At 66.1% G+C, this 18,983-nt stretch carries 20 protein-coding genes and 1 pseudogene; 4 read left to right on the forward strand and 17 right to left on the reverse strand.

Going from position 1 to position 18,983, the window contains the following annotated elements:
* Together ACOZBP_RS12830 and ACOZBP_RS12835 are read right to left on the reverse strand one after the other, a co-directional pair.
* Positions 1 to 388, reverse strand: a pseudogene (locus tag ACOZBP_RS12830) (hypothetical protein); the annotation flags it as partial.
* A 273-nt stretch (positions 389 to 661) separates the two neighbouring features.
* Positions 662 to 1,072: a hypothetical protein gene (locus ACOZBP_RS12835; protein ID WP_153923400.1), complete on the reverse strand. Its 411-nt coding sequence runs from the start codon at positions 1,070 to 1,072 to the stop codon at positions 662 to 664.
* 179 nt (positions 1,073 to 1,251) lie between these two features.
* On the opposite strand from ACOZBP_RS12835, the gene ACOZBP_RS12840 reads away from it, so the two are divergent.
* The 4 genes from ACOZBP_RS12840 to ACOZBP_RS12855 all read left to right on the forward strand — a co-directional run bounded on the left by ACOZBP_RS12840 (position 1,252) and on the right by ACOZBP_RS12855 (position 3,682).
* Positions 1,252 to 2,004, forward strand: a complete 753-nt coding sequence (locus ACOZBP_RS12840; protein ID WP_191559117.1) for a hypothetical protein — start codon at positions 1,252 to 1,254, stop codon at positions 2,002 to 2,004.
* A gap of 8 nt (positions 2,005 to 2,012) precedes the next feature.
* Entirely contained in the window at positions 2,013 to 2,327 is a 315-nt protein-coding gene (locus ACOZBP_RS12845) for a hypothetical protein (RefSeq protein ID WP_191559116.1), read from the forward strand.
* Positions 2,328 to 2,359: 32 nt separating this feature from the next.
* The gene (locus ACOZBP_RS12850) at positions 2,360 to 3,010 is read left to right on the forward strand and encodes a hypothetical protein (RefSeq protein WP_422676829.1); all 651 of its coding nucleotides are present in this window, start codon (positions 2,360 to 2,362) and stop codon (positions 3,008 to 3,010) included.
* A 72-nt stretch (positions 3,011 to 3,082) separates the two neighbouring features.
* The gene (locus ACOZBP_RS12855) at positions 3,083 to 3,682 is read left to right on the forward strand and encodes a hypothetical protein (protein ID WP_316629647.1); all 600 of its coding nucleotides are present in this window, start codon (positions 3,083 to 3,085) and stop codon (positions 3,680 to 3,682) included.
* Here ACOZBP_RS12855 and ACOZBP_RS12860 read toward each other — a convergent pair.
* The 15 genes from ACOZBP_RS12860 to ACOZBP_RS12930 form a co-directional block, all read right to left on the reverse strand.
* Entirely contained in the window at positions 3,679 to 4,977 is a 1,299-nt protein-coding gene (locus ACOZBP_RS12860) for a DUF7146 domain-containing protein (RefSeq protein WP_191559113.1), read from the reverse strand. The two genes, ACOZBP_RS12855 and ACOZBP_RS12860, sit on opposite strands and share 4 nt — an antisense overlap.
* 9 nt (positions 4,978 to 4,986) lie before the next feature.
* Positions 4,987 to 5,358, reverse strand: a complete 372-nt coding sequence (locus ACOZBP_RS12865) for a hypothetical protein (protein ID WP_153923479.1) — start codon at positions 5,356 to 5,358, stop codon at positions 4,987 to 4,989.
* Positions 5,359 to 5,372: 14 nt separating this feature from the next.
* Complete coding sequence (locus ACOZBP_RS12870) at positions 5,373 to 5,690, reverse strand: hypothetical protein (RefSeq protein WP_191559112.1); 318 nt, start codon at positions 5,688 to 5,690, stop codon at positions 5,373 to 5,375.
* Between the two features lie 275 nt (positions 5,691 to 5,965).
* Positions 5,966 to 6,325 (reverse strand): hypothetical protein, encoded by a 360-nt coding sequence (locus tag ACOZBP_RS12875; protein WP_153923477.1) that lies wholly within the window; start codon positions 6,323 to 6,325, stop codon positions 5,966 to 5,968.
* A 111-nt stretch (positions 6,326 to 6,436) separates the two neighbouring features.
* Positions 6,437 to 9,598, reverse strand: a complete 3,162-nt coding sequence (gene mobF / locus ACOZBP_RS12880) for a MobF family relaxase (RefSeq protein ID WP_153923476.1) — start codon at positions 9,596 to 9,598, stop codon at positions 6,437 to 6,439.
* A 2-nt stretch (positions 9,599 to 9,600) separates the two neighbouring features.
* The gene (locus ACOZBP_RS12885; RefSeq protein ID WP_153923475.1) at positions 9,601 to 11,763 is read right to left on the reverse strand and encodes a type IV secretion system DNA-binding domain-containing protein; all 2,163 of its coding nucleotides are present in this window, start codon (positions 11,761 to 11,763) and stop codon (positions 9,601 to 9,603) included.
* 64 nt (positions 11,764 to 11,827) lie between these two features.
* Entirely contained in the window at positions 11,828 to 12,196 is a 369-nt protein-coding gene (locus ACOZBP_RS12890) for a ribbon-helix-helix protein, CopG family (RefSeq protein WP_153923474.1), read from the reverse strand.
* Positions 12,197 to 13,020: 824 nt separating this feature from the next.
* Positions 13,021 to 13,848, reverse strand: coding sequence for a hypothetical protein (locus tag ACOZBP_RS12895; RefSeq protein ID WP_153923473.1), 828 nt, complete (start codon positions 13,846 to 13,848; stop codon positions 13,021 to 13,023).
* 10 nt (positions 13,849 to 13,858) lie between these two features.
* Positions 13,859 to 14,179, reverse strand: a complete 321-nt coding sequence (locus ACOZBP_RS12900; RefSeq protein ID WP_153923472.1) for a hypothetical protein — start codon at positions 14,177 to 14,179, stop codon at positions 13,859 to 13,861.
* A gap of 2 nt (positions 14,180 to 14,181) precedes the next feature.
* Positions 14,182 to 14,484: a hypothetical protein gene (locus ACOZBP_RS12905; RefSeq protein ID WP_153923471.1), complete on the reverse strand. Its 303-nt coding sequence runs from the start codon at positions 14,482 to 14,484 to the stop codon at positions 14,182 to 14,184.
* Complete coding sequence (locus ACOZBP_RS12910) at positions 14,481 to 14,864, reverse strand: hypothetical protein (protein WP_422676830.1); 384 nt, start codon at positions 14,862 to 14,864, stop codon at positions 14,481 to 14,483. Before ACOZBP_RS12910 ends, ACOZBP_RS12905 begins: the two co-directional genes overlap by 4 nt.
* A 706-nt stretch (positions 14,865 to 15,570) precedes the next feature.
* Positions 15,571 to 15,876, reverse strand: a complete 306-nt coding sequence (locus tag ACOZBP_RS12915; protein ID WP_153923469.1) for a hypothetical protein — start codon at positions 15,874 to 15,876, stop codon at positions 15,571 to 15,573.
* Positions 15,877 to 16,274: 398 nt separating this feature from the next.
* Positions 16,275 to 16,760 carry a hypothetical protein gene (locus tag ACOZBP_RS12920; protein WP_153923468.1) on the reverse strand — a complete coding sequence of 162 codons (486 nt, stop codon included), beginning with the start codon at positions 16,758 to 16,760 and terminating at the stop codon, positions 16,275 to 16,277.
* Between the two features lie 403 nt (positions 16,761 to 17,163).
* Positions 17,164 to 17,490, reverse strand: a complete 327-nt coding sequence (locus ACOZBP_RS12925) for a hypothetical protein (protein ID WP_404419828.1) — start codon at positions 17,488 to 17,490, stop codon at positions 17,164 to 17,166.
* 340 nt (positions 17,491 to 17,830) lie between these two features.
* Entirely contained in the window at positions 17,831 to 18,673 is an 843-nt protein-coding gene (locus ACOZBP_RS12930) for a hypothetical protein (RefSeq protein ID WP_404419826.1), read from the reverse strand.
* Positions 18,674 to 18,983: the final 310 nt, after the last annotated feature.

Raw genomic sequence — 18,983 nt, forward strand, 5'->3', positions numbered from 1 at the left:
ATCGGCAAACGGATGGAACTTGAAGCAGCCTAATGGGCACCGCTCGAACAGCCATGAGACGAACTGCGCCCGTCATCACAGTTTGCAACAGAGCCGGCTGGCCAGCATCATCGAGCGCGCAAAGCTCGCCATCCAGCACGCAGTCCTCGAGCATCGCGGCCGCGGCCGAGTGCAAGGGCAGCTTCTGGGTCCAGTCGTGGCCGTTGCGGGTGAACCAGGTAGCCCGTCCGGACTGGACGTTCAGCTGAAACCGGTAGCCGTCGAATTTGATCTCGTGGATCCAGCCCACGCCGCTAGGCGGCCGGGCGACAAGGGTCGGATGCGCCAGGGGGAGGAAAGTCCCGGGCATCGAGGGCGTCAGCGCTAGATCCTGATTTCTGCGAGCCATGATCCGGACTCCAACGGAGGTCGGCCGGAATCGCTCCGCACCCATATTCACCGGACTACTGGCCATCGGTGTCGGCCGACGCGGACAATCCCCACCATCCAGTCAGAGCAGGCCATCGCTCTTTGAGCGAGGGCGGCGAAAAACCAATCCGGGAGGGCAAGGTCAAGGCTGATGGAAGGGCAGGGGACCCCTGCTGCAGCCGAAGGCGAAGCTGGGGACGCCCGAGATCACCGCGCCAGCGGTCGCCTTGAGCAAGCCCGGGCGAAGCCCATCTCAGGGGATGTCTGGGCGATCAGCAAAGAACCGGGGTAGATGCGCTACAGCGTCAGCGACCATGTCGTGCACGAGGCCGCCTTCGCCGCTGAGAATCCGCGACGCGACGTCCAACTTGCCGACGACATCGGCGAACGATCTGGCTGAGGTCCTGGCCAGCGCCTGAGTGCAGCTGGCCTTGTCGGCGTCCAGGAAGACGAGGCGATCATCGATAAGCGTCATTTCATCGGCCGCGCCGGGGCTGATGTCGCCCGATTGAGGCGGCGGCCTCAACACCAAAACCTCCAGAGCCGACCATCGACCGGTGAGGTGCTCAATCTCGCGGTCGACGGAAAGCCATCGAGCGCAAAGGTCCGCGATCGAAGCGCCGGCGACGGCGACGTCTTGTGCTGGACCGTTTTGACCTGACATCTGGTGCGTCCTGACACCGCCTTGGGGAAAGGACTATCGGAACGAGATAGCGGCCGGTCCAACTATATTTGGAATATATTTGAGGCTGCCGGCCTAGAGAGGCCATCACCCTGCCCAAACGCCCACCTTTGCGCGAAGTTGGCCTCTGTGTCAGACAGAGACACTAGGGGGAATTCTAAATGCGCGACTTAGGCGGGGTTATCGCTCTTATCGGCATGGTGCTGTTCATCGTTAGCATCATAGCCCTCGTCCGGCCGATCAAAAGGATCAAGCTTGGCACCCGAAAGCGCGCCGGGCTCGCGCTGGGCGCCTCAGTGGTGCTGTTCATCGTCGGCGCCTCGATCATGCCGCCGCCAACGCCTGAAGAGAAAGCGGCCCGTGCAGTCGCCGATGCCAAACGGGCTGAGGACGAGAAAGCGCGCGAAGCCGCTGCGCCGGCCGCGACAACCCCTGGCCGCACAGAACCTACGCCCGAGGTCACGGCAGCGGTTCAATCCATGTGGACGGAGGTGACTAACCGTCTGGCATCATGCGACCAAGCCAGTGGCTATGTCGCTGAGGTCGCGGGGCGTCCGAATCCCAGCCCCTATGATCTGTGGCCGATGGTGCAACAGGCCGAACAGCTTTGCCGGGCCGCTGCATCCGAGGTCAGCCGCATCCGTGTGCCAGATGCCATCCCGCGCGCTTCCCGGCGCTCATTCGATGAGGCGTTCGACACCTGTCGCGACGCCTATTACGTCAAGAGTTCGGCCTACGGCGCTATGGGCGAGGTCCTGAATGGCGACGTGAGCCCACGGGCGGTCACAGAGGCCCGGTCCGCGTCTGAAGCAGCTCAGTCGTCGGGGCTCCGTTGCGCAGTGGGCTTCATGAAAGCCGCGACTGATCTTGGCGTTCCCGTCGAGTCCTTCATGCCCGACAACACCTCAGAGTGAGAGCACAGATGAAACGATTGGCCGTAGCGTTCACCGCCCTGACCCTCTTCGCCGGAGGGGGCGGATGCGTCTCCATGGGGACCAATTATGATCCGGTAGCTGTGTCGCAGATCGCGCCAGGCACCCCCATGGCGGAGGTCATCGCCCTGCTGGGCGAACCGAACAGCCGGACCACCTTACCGGATGGCGCCACCCATCTGATGTGGTTGCACTCAACTGGCACCGCATGGGGGACGGCGGAATCCCGCGCGGCCGTCCTGTCCTTCGATCGCCAAGGGAAATTCATTCAGGTGGTTACAACGAACCAGACGCGGATCAACTGATCCTCGCCGAACAGGCAACCGTGAGAAAACCCATGCGTCGATTTGCAGTACTCAGCGCCGTAGCCCTGCTGGGCGCCTGTGGGGACTCGGGACCGTCAAACGACGTGCCGGCCGACGTGGAGATCGTCGAACCGGACGCGGCACCCAAGTTCGGCGAGTCGGGCCCGGAGATGGCACGGCGCGAAGCAGCAGACCGCGCCGCCGGTGTGGGCTCTTATTGGGTGTCTGGCGATGTGGCTACGGAGCATTCCTCTCCCGGAGGAGCGGTAGTGAACAGGGTCTACTATCGCCAGAAACTGACTGCATATGAGCGTCGCGACGGGTGGGTCAGGACCACCCAGGACGGTTTCACGCCCCGATGGACCCGCCTGTCGCAGCTAACCGATACCCAACCACCTGAGAAGCCGGCCTACGCCGGTCCCGCCGACTATGCCGATGACCGGATCATGCCCGACGCGATCCCTAACCCCGGCGAGGACGGCCTGACCCGCGCCGACATCGACATCATCCGCAAGGGCGCAAAGATGGTACTGCAGACCCGGCCCGACTGCGCCCAAATCGAACTTGGTGACAAGAGCGTCAGCCGGGCGAACACCTATTATGTTATGTGTTCGGTCAATGGCTCGGTCGAGAACGTGTTCTTCACGCGGGCTGAGGTCGAGGCCGCAACGGTGAGACGGTAGGTTCAGATGCGCACCTCGACGCTCGCCCTAGTGGCCTCCGCCCTCGTAGTCGCCTCGTGTGGTCAGCAGTCCATGTCGGGCGTTGACGCCTTCCGAACTGTGGCCGAAGCCCTTCAAGCAGGGCGATCCGCCGAGGCTGCGGTGATCCCCGCGAAGGCCCCACTGATCGAGATCAAGTATGTGGACTACAACGGTCCGGATTACTGTTCGGAAAATGGCATTAAGGCCAGGTTGAACCAGCTGGGATGGGAGGCCTCCCGACGTCTCATCGACATCTACGGCAGTGAGGCCACTGCCGTTGGACGCTACGCCGCTGCGCAATCTGATTTTGACGCCCGCCTGGACGATAGCGACGGCTTCGTGAGCACCATTTGTGAATTCGATACGAACGCGGCCCTTGCCCAGGAGCGGGAGCGCGCTCCGATCGCCTTGGCCCTGAAAACGGCGCTCACACCCATGGAAGCAGCGGCGCGCGCGGAGGTCGGAACCGGTGACTTCGACGCTGCTTTGGAGAGCGCCCGAAAAGCCTCTACCGAACGCGGTCAGGAGGAATCGGCGGCGCGGTGCGCCCAGATCAAGGCCGAGGCGGCGAAACCGTCGTATGACACCTCACCTTTGGTCAAGCGGGCGCAAGACCTGTTGCTCCAGAACTGTCGGAACGCAGGCTACTAACCCGTCCGCAGCCCTAGCCGCCGATCGCCGCGGGCCGCCGTATGGAAGTCCGGGAGCAAACCCACCTCGATCACGCCGGGGCGGTCACCGAGTAGGCCAGCAAGGCGAGCCTGGCGCTGGTCGTTGAAGTCCCAACCGGCGCTGCAGGGCGCGATCGGCGAGACCCATCTGGCCCCAGCCTCGATCCAGGCCGCGCTGGCCAGCACTGCGCAGAGCATTGCCCGCATGTCCGCATCGAGGACCTCTTCGACGGCCTCATCGTCCTGACCATTGGTGCGGATCTTGATTGGCGTCATGTCGCGATCCAGACAGATCATAGGACTGCCCCACGGGGCCTCGGCGGGCTCGGGCCATGTGAAAGCCGGGAGGAGGGGGTTTCGCTGCAAATTCCGCAGATCATGGCGGCCCCGGCTGTCTGGCTGCAGGCCACCCTGCAGAGCATCGAGATCGAGAGCGGCGACGGCCCGGACAGGAATACCGATCTCACACGCGGCGGAGAGCGTGGTCTCGATTCCTTCGCCGCAGACGAGGGGCCCCTTGGACGTGGGCGGCGTGAGCCAGACGCCACCGGGATGAACAACGCCGTGGTCGTCCATCCGCCCGGGCGGCCCCCATTTGCGACGCTGGGGGTCCAGGTGAGTTTTGGTTTTGCCGTCTGCAGACAGGTAGGTCGCGTGGACGCCGCCCGTGGGGCCGAACGGCGTCATAAGCAGTCCGATCATCGCTGGGGCGGTCACCGGGTTGGCGATCGGGCCGGAATGATAGGCGGCTGGATGATATCGGACTTGCTTCAGCGCCTCGGCAAGAGGCCGGCCGGATATGCCGCGACCCCGGAGGTAGGTCTCGACAGGTGTGCCGGCGGCGGGGAGGGCGTCTCGCCACAACGAAAGGGCCATCGCGGCCTTCCAGAGGCGGGTCCGTTCGTTATCCGCATCGGCCTGGCGCGCCAGCGCCTCGCGTTCGGCCCGCGCCTTCTTGACGTCGATGCTGGCTGGATCTTCACCGACGATCCGGATCGCGGCGTCCCTGAGAGTTTGGTCAAGCCGGGAATGCAGACGGTGTTCAAGGTCGACGGCGTCGCCGCCACGAACATCGCAGCCCCAGCATTTCCATGTCTTCTTGACGGGGTCGACGGAGAACGCGCCGCCATCCTTACGCTTAGGCGACGCCTTGCAGAGCGGACAGGACCCCCGCAGCCGATGGCCGGAGCGGTATAGCTTCACGCCAGCGATCGCCTCCATGTCTGCGACAAGGAGGGCGAGCTCGAATAGGTCCTGTCCGCCGTTGCTGGCCACGGGCGGCCGCTAGGCCAGCACGTCTTTGCGCGCGAGATCCCATCCCGCCGGCAGGTCGAAGATGATCTTGCCGCCGCCGGGTTCGGAGTGAGCGAGGGACTGCTTCTTGTCGATCTTGGCTTTGGGGGTCAGCTCAGGCGCCTGCAGGAGGGAAACGGCCTTGCGGGGGCTGAGGCGGAACTTTCCTTCTGGGTCCGATACAAGCTGGATGCAGCGGCGCCGGCCTTCCTCGCCGTAGAGGATGCGAACGGGCGTGGCGTCGGCGAAACCAGCCTCCTTCAGGAGGGCAAGGGGGATGCTGAGGGCGGCGCCCTGTTTGTTGACGGCGATCGTGGCGCCGTTTGCGCCCGGCCGGGCCTTCTGAACTTCACGAAACTGCATGGTTGGCTCCTTGATTAGGGGGTGGTGGTGGATGAGGGAGTGGGAGCGCCGCCAGCGATGACGCTGGCCAGCTCTGCATCGGCCCAGGCGTCCATGACCTGGGACAGGCGTTCGGCCGCCAACAGATAGACGGCCGCCGGGAAGCGGCGGGTCCAATCCTGCTGAAGACGGATGACGGCGTGCCGCACAGGCGGCGCCATTGAGACGTTGGCCCCGTCGCGCCGAAGGCGCTGCCAAAGCAGACGGGCGTCCAGCGCAGCATCCACCGGGTCGCGTTGCCACCAGGTGCGAACGACGCCGGCGGCAGGATCGTCCGATTTCGACCTCGCCAAGAACCGGGAGAGGACCGCGTGCATCTCGTCGTTGGCCGCGCGAGGAAGGTCAGAATTGCTAAAGATCGAAAAACCTGCTAACATATTGATTTCCCTCGCATAATAAGCATTATGTGAAGCGACACAGTAGCGGTTACTAATAGATATTGGTTTTCCGCAATCGCTGGATTCGCCCGCTGTCATGGCGTCGGTTCCCAAATGTCTGGACTCCGGTGCCTGAATCCCTGGACTCGAACGCCGGGGCGCTGTCGTTTTCGGAGTGGTCCGGTTCCACATCACCGGCCGGGGCCTCCGGCGATCAGCGCAAGGACGATCATCGCCACGAGAAGAGCGGGCGTTCCGACCAGGAGCCAGCGGGCGGTTTCGTTGCGGTGGAAGAAGGGAATGGCCTTGGACAGCCACATCACGACGGGTGCGATCAACCACGGGACTGCAGTGGTCGCCGCGTCGGTAACGCGGGCCGCCAAGGTCGCACCCGCCGAGAACCAAAGCAGCACCGTCAGGAAGATCCCGGCGGCGAAGAGCAAGGCGTATGCGACGTCGAAACGCGATACGTCGAGGCGGTCTCGGAGATCCGGCACGGCCCGGAGGTTGCTGCGGGGTAGCCTGGTCCTACTGGCTTGCCATTCGATCATTTGAACTTCTTCCTTGTGAATGAAGGGGTTTCGCAGTGGAGCGGCTACGGGAAGGCGGTAGCCGGTGAGCCGCCGAGGCGGCTAGGAGGCGTGGGCAGAACGGGGCCGCCATCACAGCCCCATCGCCGGGCTGTTGATCTCGACGGCCTTATCGAAGGACTTGTCCTTCTCGGCCTCCTTGGCGGGCTCGGACTCCTTGGGCTTGTCGGCCTCCAACGTGCCCGGCAGGGGCTTGTCGGCCCCATCGTCCTTTTCAGGACCGTCAGCGCCGGCAGACCGGGCGAGGTCGGTCTGATCCTTGGAAGAGCCGTCAAGTCCGTCGGCGGCCAGCGTAGCCAAGGGCTCGTTCGAGCGATCGGCATGATCCGGGAGACTGGATGCGAGCGCAGCCAGCTCGGCGCCCGCAAGCTTGGCCTCGTGCATGGCGATGAGGTTCTGGCCGTCCTGTTTGTTGAGGCGCATGGCCAGCAAAGCGGTGTCGTTCGTCACCAAGGTCAGGGTTTCCGCTGTGCGGGAAACCTGAACATAGGCGCGAGCCTGGTTGGCGCCTTCGCCGTGGGTGCTCGCTAACACGGCGACCACGTTCTGATAGGTCGAGCCCTGCGAGCGGTCGGCCGTTTCAGCGTAGGCGTAGCCTGTGAACCGCAGCGCCGGGTCGCTGGTCTTCAAGGTGTGTTGTTTGCCGTCAGCGCCGCGAATGTCCCAGCTATCCCGGCCAAGCCGCTCAACGGTGAACCCCTCCCCGGTCTTGAAGCCCCGATCAGCGTCCCGTCGCTCCCACACCAGACGGTCACCCTGCTGAACGTCGAGATCTTTGGAACGGTACGCCTCAAACTTGGACTTCCGCTGATCGCGGAGCGTCGTGAGGTCGATTGTGGTGCGGCGATCGCGGTCTGAAGCGACAATGAGCCGATCATTGCGCTCATCTCGGCCGACAACCGTCACCGTGGCGCCCTTGGTCAGGCCGGCTTCCTTGATGCCGCTGTGGAGCACGAGGATCTGGCCCTCGCGGTAGCTGGCCGCCTGATATGATTCCGCGCGGGTCATGCGGACGTGCGACAGGGTAGGTACGGACGTTGTGGGGCCGGTTAGAACGCCTCGGGCGGCCAAGTCGCCGCGGATGAGCTGAGAGACCTTTTCTCGAAGCGAGTGGGTAGGCACGATGACGGGAGCATCACCGCCACGTTCTTTCACCTGGGCCCACGCGGTATGAGCCGCCTCTGCCAGTTTGTCGTCGTTGGCGTCACGGCCGACTTGGACGACGCGAGAGCCTAGGGCCCGGAGCGCCTGGGCAGGCGCTCCCTGAGCCAGTTGTTCGACGGCGGCGCGAACCTCCGGATCTTTCTGGCGACGGATCTCGGTCATGCGGGCATGATCAAGCCCTTCCTCGAGAACGAGACGCCATGGCGCCCCAGCCTCGGGAGAGCCGAGCTGCTTTTCGTCCCCGACGAAGATGATCCGGGGAATCTGCAGGGTTTCGCTGACACGCATCAGACGGTCAGCTTGCGAGTTCGACAGCATCGACGACTCGTCGACCAGGAGCGTCTTCTTGGCCCAGCTTTCGCGGGCTTGGTCGAGCCCGGCTCCCGCGCCTCCAGTCTCGGCCCGAGTCATCAGGCCCTCATATCGCTGGAGGAAGCTTTCGACTGTGCCAGACTCGATCCCGGCGCCTTTTGACAGGGCTTCAGCGGCTTGGTGGGTCGGTGCCAGTCCCGCGATTTCGACGCCCCGTTCCGCAGCTACCTCGCGGACGACTTCGAACATCTTCGTCTTGCCCACGCCGGCAAGACCCTGAACCCCAACATACCGGTCGTGACTGGTGAGGAGCTTCTCCGCCCCTGCCCGCTGGCCGTCGCTGAGGACGATTCCGCCCTCCCGGCCAGCCGCGTGGGTCAAGGCGGCCCCAGCCTCCGCCAACGTCATAAGCGCGGGTGCAGTGTTCTTGCCCTGCTCAATACGGGAGACGATGCCGCGCTCCAGGTCGAGCGCCGGTTTGGTAGTGACGCCACCATTTAGGCGCGCATCGGCGTTGATCACTCGCCCGTCCTTCTCGAGGGCGGACAGTTGCCCCTCGATGCGAGAGGCGGTCATCCCTGCGCCCGCAAACTCCAGCGCCCGGCCCATTACCTCGTGGCGGGTGAAGACAGCCCTCCCCTGCTCAGCAACGCGCAACCCGAAGGAGACAGCGGCGCGGGCCGCATCGTCACGCACCAGGTCAGGTCTGCGATATCCGTAAGGATCATTCGCCGTCGCCGGATCGGACCGCCCGGTGATGCGCCGCAGGGCGGCCACGAAACGAGACGCCGCATCGGAAGCGGCGCCAGACACCAATGAGGACACGTCGCGGCCGTTCGCGCTGCGCTCCATTGCAGCGCCGGCCAGCGCGCGAGCGTCCAGGCCTGCGGCCTTCGACTCCACCGCCCAACGCGCGATGAGTTCAGCGCGAGGGGTGTCTAGCTTCTTCGGCCGGTCCCGTAGTGCCAGCGCATCCTTCTGGGCGCCGGTAAGGGGGGAACCCTTGCGCTTCTCCTCGATGGCAATGGCCGCCTCGATCTGCTCTCGGCGCTTGCTGAACTGACGCAGCTGCTGCTCGCCGAACGAGGCCAATTCGAAGGTGCCGGCCTTGGCATCACGACGGACGTCGTAGCCGAGCGCCAAGGCCTCCTTGGCCAACTCGGCGCGGTAGATCCGGCCGACCAGCTGGATGTGTTTGAAGAGCTGATAGCTCTCCAGGGCGCGGACCTTGCCCGTGGAGGGTTCTACAGTCGCGTTGGCGACGACGACATGGGTGTGACGCTGGGGGTCGCCCTGACGGGAAGTGCCGTGAACGGTCTTGGCGTAGACGAGGTTGCCGGTGTTCACCTCACGGATCTTGCCCTGATCGCGCACACGGGTGATCGCGAAGTGCTTCTCCGCATAGACCATCGCCCGATCGACGGCCTTGTTGTGAGCGACGTCGAGGCGGCGATCACCGCCAACCAGGATGGCCAGACTGACGCTCTTGGGCGCGGAGAAGGTGAGATCCCATCCCGCCCGGTGCTTTGTGTCCGCGCCAGCGGGTGTTTTGTCGCCGTCCTTAAAGGCTGGGTGGGTGCCCTGGAGGACCTTCTTGAAGTCCGTTCCTTCAGCCTTGCCCTCCAAGCCGATCTTGGCGGCACCCTTGCCGCCCCATTCCAGGCCGGGGGTGTCGGCCTCGCCAGTGACGTAATAGTCGTCCTTGCCGTAGTACTCGGCGGCCCCGGAGGAGCTTCCAATGCTGCTGACGGAAAGCATGGTCAGAGCCCCCGGCCATAGTCGCCGGTCAATTCACCGAGTGAGCCGAGGCTATGCTCCTCGCCGGCAGGACGCGGCTCTGGGGTAGGCCGGTCCCCGTCGAACAGCTCGCGCTGTTGCTTCTGTTCGTTCTCGCGGGCGGCCTCCTCCCGGGCGGCCTCGGCGCGAGCGAGGGAGATTGCCCTGCCCTTCTCTGTCGGCAACGCGCCGGGATCCGCGACCAGGTCGTTCTCGTTGACTGCCTCGTCCGCCTCGCCGTCGACGACGAGGTCGCCATCGACCGCCACGAGGACCGGGCCGCCGGCGGCGGCTGCGGGCGCAGCTGCAGTGCCTTCAGCCGGATCGTCCGGCCGCTCGCCCCGCGCGCGCGCAATGAACTCGCGGATGGGGTCAGGTCCAGTGCGCGGAACATAGGGGTCCGCGATCCGGGGACTGGCGTCGAAGCTGAAGGCGACCGGAGCGATAGGGAATGGCCGTCCGGCGCGCTTGTTGCTCATCCGAATGACGCCCTGCAGCGACGGCAGGTTCATCAGGTCCGTGGGGAGGTAAACCGGCTCCTTCTCTTCGCGCGGCGCGATGCCGACGCCGTCGCGAATGCTGTTCGCGCCATAGGAGGTGTTCTCCGAGACGCGGTGCATGACGCGCTCGCCGATCGTTTCGCTCATGATCTGTGCGGTCTGAAAATCGCTGCACCGCAGGATCAGCTTATTGAGGCACTGACCCATGATGGTGCTGGCCTTCTCCTTCCCGTAGATCTCCTGGATCTGCGAGACCTGCTGCATCCCGAAGACCATGGCGCCGCCATACTTGCGAAGGCGCTGGGGGCCGTCGGCCAGCTTGTCGATACGGCCAAGCGAGGGGAACTCGTCCAGGAACAGCCACGTCGGATGCGGCGCGATACCCTCCGCGTTCCGCGACAACAGGGCGCTGATGACGATCTCGGACCAGAAACCGAGAAGCGGCCGAAGGGTGTCGGCATGGGTCTCAGGTGCGGACAGGAAGAGAAGCCCGGGGGTCCGACGTTCCTGATTGACCCAGCGGCGGATGGAGAAGGGCTCGCCCTTTCCGAGGAGGTAGACGAGTGGCGTCACGCCCTCGACCAGCACGGACTCAATCGACGATACCCGGGGTCCCGCGCCGCCGCTGATGTGCTTGTGGGCTGGGGTGCCGACGAGGAGACGTTCCAGCCGCTTCGTCGAACCGAACAGCATGTTCAGCGCCGTATCGAGGCTGACGTTGGGGTCGCGCTCTTTCAGAGTGAAACAGGTCCAAGAGAACAGCGACCGGGCGACGTTGCTCCAATAGGGGTCGCCGCTCTTGGGGTCCTTGAACAGGCCGTGGGCGAGACGATCCCATTCGACGTGATCTGTGGCGTCGTGGAACGGCGACCAGGCGGGCGACCGTTCGTCAAAGGGGTTGAGGATGAGGTCGGTCTCGGGGTTGTAGTGCTGGGCGATGTATTCCAGCTCCGGGTCGTAGACGACGCCGCGATCTCCGCGCGCGCGGACGGACCGAATAAGACGGTGCATGGCGACCGACTTACCCGCGCCCGGACTGCCGGTGATGAGGGTGTGTTCCTGCTCGGCGTCCATCGGGTACGGGATGCCAACGAGGTTCGCCGGGAGGTGGTCGGGCCGGTTCTTCGCCTTGGCCTGCTCCTGATTGAATAGGGTGATCTCGTGCGCAAGCTGGGGTGCGCGAACAACCTGCTGTCCTCGGATTTGCCGGGTCTTCAGCTTCTCCTTGCCCGCTCGCGTGTACCAATAGGCCGTGGCGATCCCGGTCAGCGCCGCGCCCATAATCCAAAGAGCGAAGCCCAGCTTGGCATGATGGAAGTAGCCGTAGGCGTGGGGCGCGACCCAGCTGAGCTGCTCGACTTCGCCAACAGGGTACGGGCGGGGTCCACGTCCGGGTGTGGGCACGCTGATGAGTTGGGGTGCTGGCGGACCAACCCATTCGAGGACGTTCGCCATAAGGGCGAGGGTCCCATAGCTCTGCTCATCATCCGAAGCGCGGAGGTTCACGCAGATGACGCAGACGGCTCCCCACAGAATGAGGACGATCACGATGCGCGCGAGAACCTCGCGGATCATGTCGAAGGTATGCCCGATGGTCTGTCCACCACGAAGCCAGGCGGAGAGGTTGCCCTTGGAGGGTCGGCTCATTGTCACTTCCCGATTGGGTTAGGCGACAAGAGCGGGGCGGCGTCGGAAGGGGTGGCGCTTGATACTACTCTGACAGCGCCGCGAAAAGGGCCACGAGGCGATCATCTTCCGGCGGCGGCGCATCGACGTCGAATGGACGCTTCCCAAGGGGACCAAAAAGGAGCGCCCCAGCCTGGCCTCCCATCTGTCTCACCTTCGCCAGCTCCTCCTCGTTGAGGGTGCGCTTGGCCAAGGCTGTCAGGAGCGCGAGGGTCAGCATCGTCTGGTGACCAGCCTGCTGGGCGATCCAGTCGCGCCGATCCTGGTGCGCGGTGTTGATTAGCTCCTCGATCACTTGGCTTTGCGACAGACCACGGGTTTTCGCCAGCGTGCGAAGCCGTTGCTGGGCCTCTTTTGAGACATAGGCTGTGATGCGAGGGAGGTTGGTTGGCATTGGCGATCTGGGATTATGGCGGCACTAGTACCCCTCCCGTAGCACGTTGTTTCAGCGAGGGAAACCGGCAAATCCCCGAAGTGGGGGCACTAGTGACACCCGGTTGCGCCCGCCGTTTCGCCTGCAAAAACCGATACTTAGAAGAACCGCAGGTGTGCGTAAGGTGTGCACCTCCCACAGGGAGGTTTCTTCAACAGGCCCCCCCAGGGGCCACTCCTCACTCACGTGACTGGTTTGGGACTCCGAGAAAGGCCTCCCGACCCTCTAGGCACAGACCCAATTCGGCATCACCGACCAGATCGAGAACACCTCGACCGAGGCCGCCTTCGGCCGAGCAAAGACCCGCGAACAGCGGCTCGCCAGATCCGCCAGAGGCGGTTCGCCTCCCGTCGCCCGTCAGGGCCAGGGCAAAGGCGAACCGTCAGCGGATCAAAAACGGAGTCGAAGACGCACGTGCGTATCCGAGAGGGTCCTCCCGGCGGCCGCGCAGCGACCCCGGGCCGGAAGAAAGGCGCCCCGCGCCTCTAGGCATCGACCTCATGGCCCCCGCCATGGCCACCGTCCCCCGCGCCGCAGGCGCAACAAATCCACGCCGACCCGCGCACCGAGCACAGAAAAGGGCCCGCCCTGGACAAGCCAAAGCGGGCGCAGCCCGACGCGAAAAAACAGCGCTGGCGATCAGGGCCGAATGGGCAACAGCTCGCGCGCAGCGCAGCCGCCCAAAGGCCCGCGAGGCGTCGCAGAACGCCTCGGCGTTTTCGGTTCAATCCCGCGCCGAAGGCGCAACCGAAAACACGCCGCGCGCCCCCTGCCGGAACAGACGCCTATGGCGTCCATCCGCTCTCGAAAGTCGCCTGCGACAGGTCCGCTATTTCATCGGCGCAGCCGACCCAGACCACGCGGCGCGAAAGGTCACTGTTCCACGGGGCGACCGCGTCGCCATCGTCCTGGTGGCTCAGATAGAAGACCTCGAACCGGAAGGGCGTGCCCAGCGCCGAGAACACCCCGCACCGGCGCTCGCCGGATGGATCGATGTTGTGAGTGAAGCCGACGAAGTCGGCAACGCCATCCCAGAGCAAACACCAGCGACCCCGGCTGACATGTAGATAGACCTGCGGCCGTTCGTATTCCTCATCGGGCACGAAGCCCGGCGCAAGGAAGGCCATCGCCCCGGGGGAATAGGCCCGCCGGCAGCGGGTGTTGGTGTCCCCCGCGCGTGCGCGATCATTGAGAGCGGCCACGGCGGAGAGACGTTCCGCCGCAGGCATCGGGACAAGGGTGGATGCGGGCACCGCGACACCCTTCAGCGTGTCCCAGATCAGAGAGGCCAGAAGCCCCGGATTGCGGGGAAACCATCGGCTCGAATTGTACCGGGCCAGCACCGCCGCGCGGGCATGGTCCGGCAGGGCGAATAGCCGTGTCCGGACCTCCCGCCACTTGGCGGCATGAGCATCCCGCGCGCTCTGCTCCCAGACGATATCGCCCGCCTGACGACGGGCCATCTCCTCCTCGGCCGGAAGCTGAGCCTCCGCGATGAGCGGAGCCAGCAAGGGCAGCTTTTCGCGCTTCGCGCGACAGCTGCGCTCATAGGCCGACAACTGGCGGGGGGTGATGACGCGGGGGCCGTGGCGCTGTTTGCGAACGAACTGCATGACGGCGCTCCTAGGCCAGACCGTGCGCGGCGCGGGCTTCCGATTCACGCTCCCACAGTCGGCGGCAGGTCAGCGGAAGCCCGCCGTCCGACCGGTCGCCGTCGTAGCTGGGCCACGCCCGCGACCGCGCCCACTCCGCGCCGGAACGGCGCCAGACATAGTCAGCCAGCACCCCCCAATGCGGGTCGTCGTAGATGACATAGGCCCACTCATGCCGCCCGATCGTCATGACCGGGGAGACGTAAAGGACGGGCGCAAGGAAGAGATAGCGGACCTCGGGCGACGCCGAAGGCGGCGCATCCGAAGCCGTGAACAGGGCGAGCTGCGACACCGTCAATGCTCCGTCGGTTCGCCAGCCAGCCGCAAGGCCTGGGCGGCGGCGCAACGCGCCTCGCCCAACGCCGCGACCAAAGCCGGATCCACGGCGAGCCTGCGCGAGCTGATATCCTCGGCGACCGCGCCGGCGGATTGCTCCAGGGCGACCAGAGCGGCGAACAGCCGCTGGGCGCCAGCGAGCATCACGCCATCGGCCGTGGTCCCGTTGACAGTGGCCACGACCCCACGGCTCGGATCGACCACGACGCGGCGCTGTTCGAGGTAAAGCCAGCCCGCTGGCAAATCGGAAACCGGGCTCACATCGCCCCCCGCATCTGGTCCGCCTCGGCGGGCGAGGACAGTAGCAGCCGAAGCGCGAGATGGGGCCGGGTCGCCCGCTCGATCCGCCGCTGCTCCCGGCGCGCCTGCCGCAGGACCGCAAGCGGCCGAGGGATCACCCCGCGAGCCAGGGCGGTGACCGCAATGCGGGCCGCCGTCGTATCGTGCAGGCCGTGACAGGCCAGCGCATATCGCACAGCATCCCCGGCGAGGCGGTGACGGTCAGCAGCGCCGAGGCCCGTCTTGGCCGACGCGGCCAGCGCTTCCGCCAGGGCGAAGTCGGCGGACGTTTCATCCAGCGCCACGGCATAGATGCGCGCGCGCTGGCGGCGGGGCAGGTCCCGCAATGTGATCGGGGTCATGACTACTCCTTTCGGCCACAGACACGGCGGGCGAAGGGTTCGCACTGGGCCAGAAATCGTGATGGAAGGCGCCCGCGCTTTTCCGAAGCGTGGGCGGCAAAGCCGCACCGCGGACGGGGGAGGAAGGAGATCAAGGTCGTGGCGGCGGAGGGGGATCACCCGCCCTGCAGGCGGAGCCGAAGGGCGGGGACACCGCCGCCTAAGCCGCCTTGGCGGTCGCCTTGAGGGACGACCGGGGGCGGAGCCCCCCAAGGGGGAAAGAGGTAATCCGACGCGACCAGGCGCAAGCGACCGCGAGGCCGAAGGCCAGCTGGTCGCCAAGCCCGGGAGCGCACCCTGCCCTATCCGTCGCCGGGTCACCGCGCGCGAAGCGCTGCGGTCGGCGCCCCGCTGAGACGCTGACGCGACAGGCGGTAATGATCGCGAGGCCGAAGGCCAGCGATCGGCCCGCCCAGAGCGCCCGCAACCTGACCATCCGGCAGGCCGTCGTCGCGACCCGTAGGGAGCGGCGCGCGCAGCGAGGCCGTCGCCGGCAGCACTTGTCGAACGTGACCAGGCGCAAGCGACCGCGAGGCCGAAGGCCAGCTGGTCGCCAAGCCCGGGAGCGCCCCCTGCCCTGTCCGTCGCCGGGTCACCGCGCCGTCAGGCAGCGGTCGGCGCCACACCAACGGAGCGCGCACAAAAAGGGGGCCGAAGCCCCCGGGGATCAGTAGGGACAGCGAGCCAAGGCCGTCTGCGGGGTCAGGTCCGGGTCGCGTTGCCAGAGCTTCCGGGTCTCGGCCTCGACGGTGTCGTAGATCGACACCGCCGTGACATAGGGGTGCTGCGCCTGGCAGCGGTCAAACTCGGCGGCGGCGACCGCGAGATCCGAGGTGCGGTAGGCTTCTTCCTCGCCCACGATCTCATCGACGACCAGGACGAGGTAGCGCCCGTTCGCATCGCCGGGGCCGTAGTACCGTTCGGTGCTCGTGAGCCCGGCCGGGGCCGATTGGGTCGTGGCGGATTCGGACATGATGGATCTCCATGGGGCCGGTCCCAGCGACCGGCTATGGAGCCTCGGGGCACGGGTGGGCGCCCGGCAGTCACCGGAGCGGCGGCCTCGGCCGACGCGCAGGGGAACGGCGCAGCCGTTGACTTTCGGGCTCCCGTGACACGATGCGGAGGAGACGTGCGCGCTCTCTCTCAGTCCGGCAGGCCGTCGTCGCGACCCATAGGGAGCGGCGCGCGCAGCGAGGCCGTCGCCGGCGCACTTGTCGGACGTGACCAGGCGCAAGCGACCGCGAGGCCGAAGGCCAGCTGGTCGCCAAGCCCGGGAGCGCCCCCGCCCTATCCGTCGCCGGGTTACCGCGCGCGAAGCGCTGCGGTCGGCGCCGCACCCGTTGTGCGCGCGAAAAAGGGGGCCGAGGCCCCCTAGACGATCATCTCGTCGGCGATCGTGAAGGCGCTGTCGAAGCTGCTGGCGAGGCGCATTGAATGGTTCCCCCGGCGGACTTGGCTAATGGTCCAGGTCCGATGCGCGGGATCCCAATAAATTCGAACGCTGGCGGTGACATCGACGGTGTGCCGGAACGACGCCGGGGTAGCGTAGCGAGCCCGTGCCCACATCTCGTCCACGAGGGCCGGTCGGTTCAACCAGAGCCGGAAGCGGAACCGGCGATCCGTGGCGACCTTGTCTTCGGCGTAAGCGGTCAATCCCGCATCAGCCGTCCGCCATGTCTGGCAGACAGTTTCTGCATCGACCCAACGGGGACCGAGGATGGTCCAGACGCGAACCTGCCGAATGACGGCATGAGCGGGATAGATGCTGTCCCACGCACGCCCGAAATGCTCACGCGCCTCGGCGAGGAAGGCGGTGCTGAACTGGTAGGTCTCACGGACGATGTGACGTTGGGTCATGGCGTTCTCCTTTAGTCGGCCCCGGGGCGAGGCGCGATGAACCAGACGGGCACAGGTGGGTGCCCGGCAGTCACCGGAGAGCGCGGCCTTGGTCGCGATCGAAGGGAAACGGCGAAGCCGTTGACGGCTGGGCTCCTGTGACAGGATGGGAAGACGCGCGCGCTCTCTCTCAGTCCGGCAGGCCGTCGTCGCGACCCATAGGGAGCGGCGCGCGTAGCGAGGCCGTCGCCGGCGCACCTGTCGGACGTGACCAGGCGCAAGCGACCGCGAGGCCGAAGGCCAGCCGGTCGCCAAGCCCGGGAACGCCCCCGCCCTCGCCTTCGCCGGGTCACCGCGCGCGCAGCGCTGCGGTCGGCGCCCCGCTTGTGGGTCGCGCACAAAAAGGGGGCCGAAGCCCCCTCGATTAGAAGGGGCAGCCCATCATGGCGTCCGCCGCCGCCGGATCGAAGCGATCCCAGAAGGCGTTGTCGCTGGGATCGTTGGCCAGGATCATGGCATCGAACCACTCGTCCGCTGCGCTGGTGTGCTGCAGCTCCTCGATCGAGTCCCGGATATACTCGTCCTCAAAGGGGAAGGTGCCCGCATCCCACATGGGCTGCAGGACCAGGTAGAACGGATCATGACCTTGATCTCCGTAGTCGATCGAGCGGGTGAAGGCGTCCCAGGCCTCGATTTGAGCCTGACGGTCCAGAGCGGCCCAGGCGGCTTGAACTTGTTCGATCGTTTGCATGACTGTTCTCCATGAAGCCGATCCCAGCGACCGGCGATGAAGCTTCGGGGCACGGGTGGCGCTCGGCAGTCACCGGAGGCGCGGCCTCGGCCGCGGCGGAGGGGAACGGCGAAGCCGTTGACTTCCGGGCTCCCGTGACACGATGCGAAAACGACGTGCGCGGGAAAGTGCCCGCGACTAGCGGGCACACGATCAGCAAGCCCGTCAGGGCGCAGCGTGTGCTGACGATGATCCGGACGCGGACAGCCGAAGTCGCGGCGACGGCCACAGGCCGCCGCCGTCGTGCCCCGGTAGCCCGACCCATCGCCCGCTCAGGCAACAGGTCGGATCGGTGTCGGTGTCAGAAGGCGAAGGCCCCCTGCCCCGACGATTGTTCGATGAAGGTGGCGGACGGTCCGGCTTGGTGTCGGTCCCGGCCGAGGCGCGTCCACTGCAGGTGGCCGCTGCGGTCCTTGGCGAACCATCCGGTCTCAAGTCCGATGACGATGGCCCACGCGGTATCGCCCGGCGCGTCGCAGCCCGTGTTCACGGGCCAGCGCTCCACCTTGTCGTCTGCCGTAACGGAGCCCGGCCGGGGGAAGCTGCAGAGGATGGCGTTCGGATCGGCGGGACAGGCAACGCCCAGCACATCGAAGATGTGGCGGGCATCGGCGGGGGTGAGGGCGTCACCGTCCTCCCGACCACAGCTCAGCGAGAAGGTCACGGCCTGCAGGAGATGGGCGTCAGTCGTGAACTGGCGGGTGTCGAGGGCATCTTGCCAGCGACCCGCCGAGATCAGATCGACGGCGTGCCACCACATGCCGAGGCCGGTTTTGGTGTAGCCGTAGGGGTTCGGAGCGCCACCGGCGGGGATGGCCATGCCCATGACCTGGCAGACATGTTTGACGAAGGGATGATCGACCAGGGCCGGGTGCATGAGGCCCAGCCGCCGCCCGCCCTCCTGATACTCGCTGACCTCGATTGGGAAGCGGAACAGACGAGAAGGGAGATTCCACGGCGCCGGGAGGGTCCAGTCGTGGGGGACGGTGAGGGCGTGGTTCAGATCCAGCAGGAAGCTGTTGTGAGCCAGTCCTTCGGCGATCAGGCGGTCGCCAATTTCGTCGCGCGGCAACTCGGCCGCGGGAGCCTCGGCGATGATGACGGGAGGGGCGGTGACTTCGGGAAGGGCTTCGATCGCTTGCATCGTGGTCTCCATCGTTGGCCGGTCCCAGCGACCGGCTATGGAGCTTCGGGGCACAGGTGGGCGCCCGGCAGTCACCGGAGCGGCGGCCCACTCGGCCGACGCGAAGGGCGAACGGCGCAGCCGTTGACTTCCGGGCTCCTGTGAAACGATGCGAACAAGACGTGCGCGTTTCTTTTTCATTCCGGCAGGCCGTCGTCGCGACCCATAGGGAGCGGCGCGCGAAGCGAGGCCGTCGCCGGCACACCTGTCCGACGTGACCAGGCGCAAGCGACCGCGAGGCCGAAGGCCAGCTGGTCGCCAAGCCCGGGAA

This window comes from Brevundimonas sp. NPDC058933, from assembly GCF_049315965.1.
Taxonomy (GTDB): Bacteria; Pseudomonadota; Alphaproteobacteria; order Caulobacterales; family Caulobacteraceae; genus Brevundimonas.

Coding starts and splice junctions, on each gene's coding strand:
- ACOZBP_RS12835 (WP_153923400.1), bottom strand. CDS start 1,072: ATGTCAGGTCAAAACGGTCCAGCACAAGACGTCGCCGTCGCCGGCGCT.
- ACOZBP_RS12840 (WP_191559117.1), top strand. CDS start 1,252: ATGCGCGACTTAGGCGGGGTTATCGCTCTTATCGGCATGGTGCTGTTC.
- ACOZBP_RS12845 (WP_191559116.1), top strand. CDS start 2,013: ATGAAACGATTGGCCGTAGCGTTCACCGCCCTGACCCTCTTCGCCGGA.
- ACOZBP_RS12850 (WP_422676829.1), top strand. CDS start 2,360: ATGCGTCGATTTGCAGTACTCAGCGCCGTAGCCCTGCTGGGCGCCTGT.
- ACOZBP_RS12855 (WP_316629647.1), top strand. CDS start 3,083: ATGTCGGGCGTTGACGCCTTCCGAACTGTGGCCGAAGCCCTTCAAGCA.
- ACOZBP_RS12865 (WP_153923479.1), bottom strand. CDS start 5,358: ATGCAGTTTCGTGAAGTTCAGAAGGCCCGGCCGGGCGCAAACGGCGCC.
- ACOZBP_RS12875 (WP_153923477.1), bottom strand. CDS start 6,325: ATGATCGAATGGCAAGCCAGTAGGACCAGGCTACCCCGCAGCAACCTC.
- mobF (WP_153923476.1), bottom strand. CDS start 9,598: ATGCTTTCCGTCAGCAGCATTGGAAGCTCCTCCGGGGCCGCCGAGTAC.
- ACOZBP_RS12885 (WP_153923475.1), bottom strand. CDS start 11,763: ATGAGCCGACCCTCCAAGGGCAACCTCTCCGCCTGGCTTCGTGGTGGA.
- ACOZBP_RS12890 (WP_153923474.1), bottom strand. CDS start 12,196: ATGCCAACCAACCTCCCTCGCATCACAGCCTATGTCTCAAAAGAGGCC.
- ACOZBP_RS12895 (WP_153923473.1), bottom strand. CDS start 13,848: ATGCAGTTCGTTCGCAAACAGCGCCACGGCCCCCGCGTCATCACCCCC.
- ACOZBP_RS12910 (WP_422676830.1), bottom strand. CDS start 14,864: ATGACCCCGATCACATTGCGGGACCTGCCCCGCCGCCAGCGCGCGCGC.
- ACOZBP_RS12915 (WP_153923469.1), bottom strand. CDS start 15,876: ATGTCCGAATCCGCCACGACCCAATCGGCCCCGGCCGGGCTCACGAGC.
- ACOZBP_RS12920 (WP_153923468.1), bottom strand. CDS start 16,760: ATGACCCAACGTCACATCGTCCGTGAGACCTACCAGTTCAGCACCGCC.
- ACOZBP_RS12925 (WP_404419828.1), bottom strand. CDS start 17,490: ATGCAAACGATCGAACAAGTTCAAGCCGCCTGGGCCGCTCTGGACCGT.
- ACOZBP_RS12930 (WP_404419826.1), bottom strand. CDS start 18,673: ATGCAAGCGATCGAAGCCCTTCCCGAAGTCACCGCCCCTCCCGTCATC.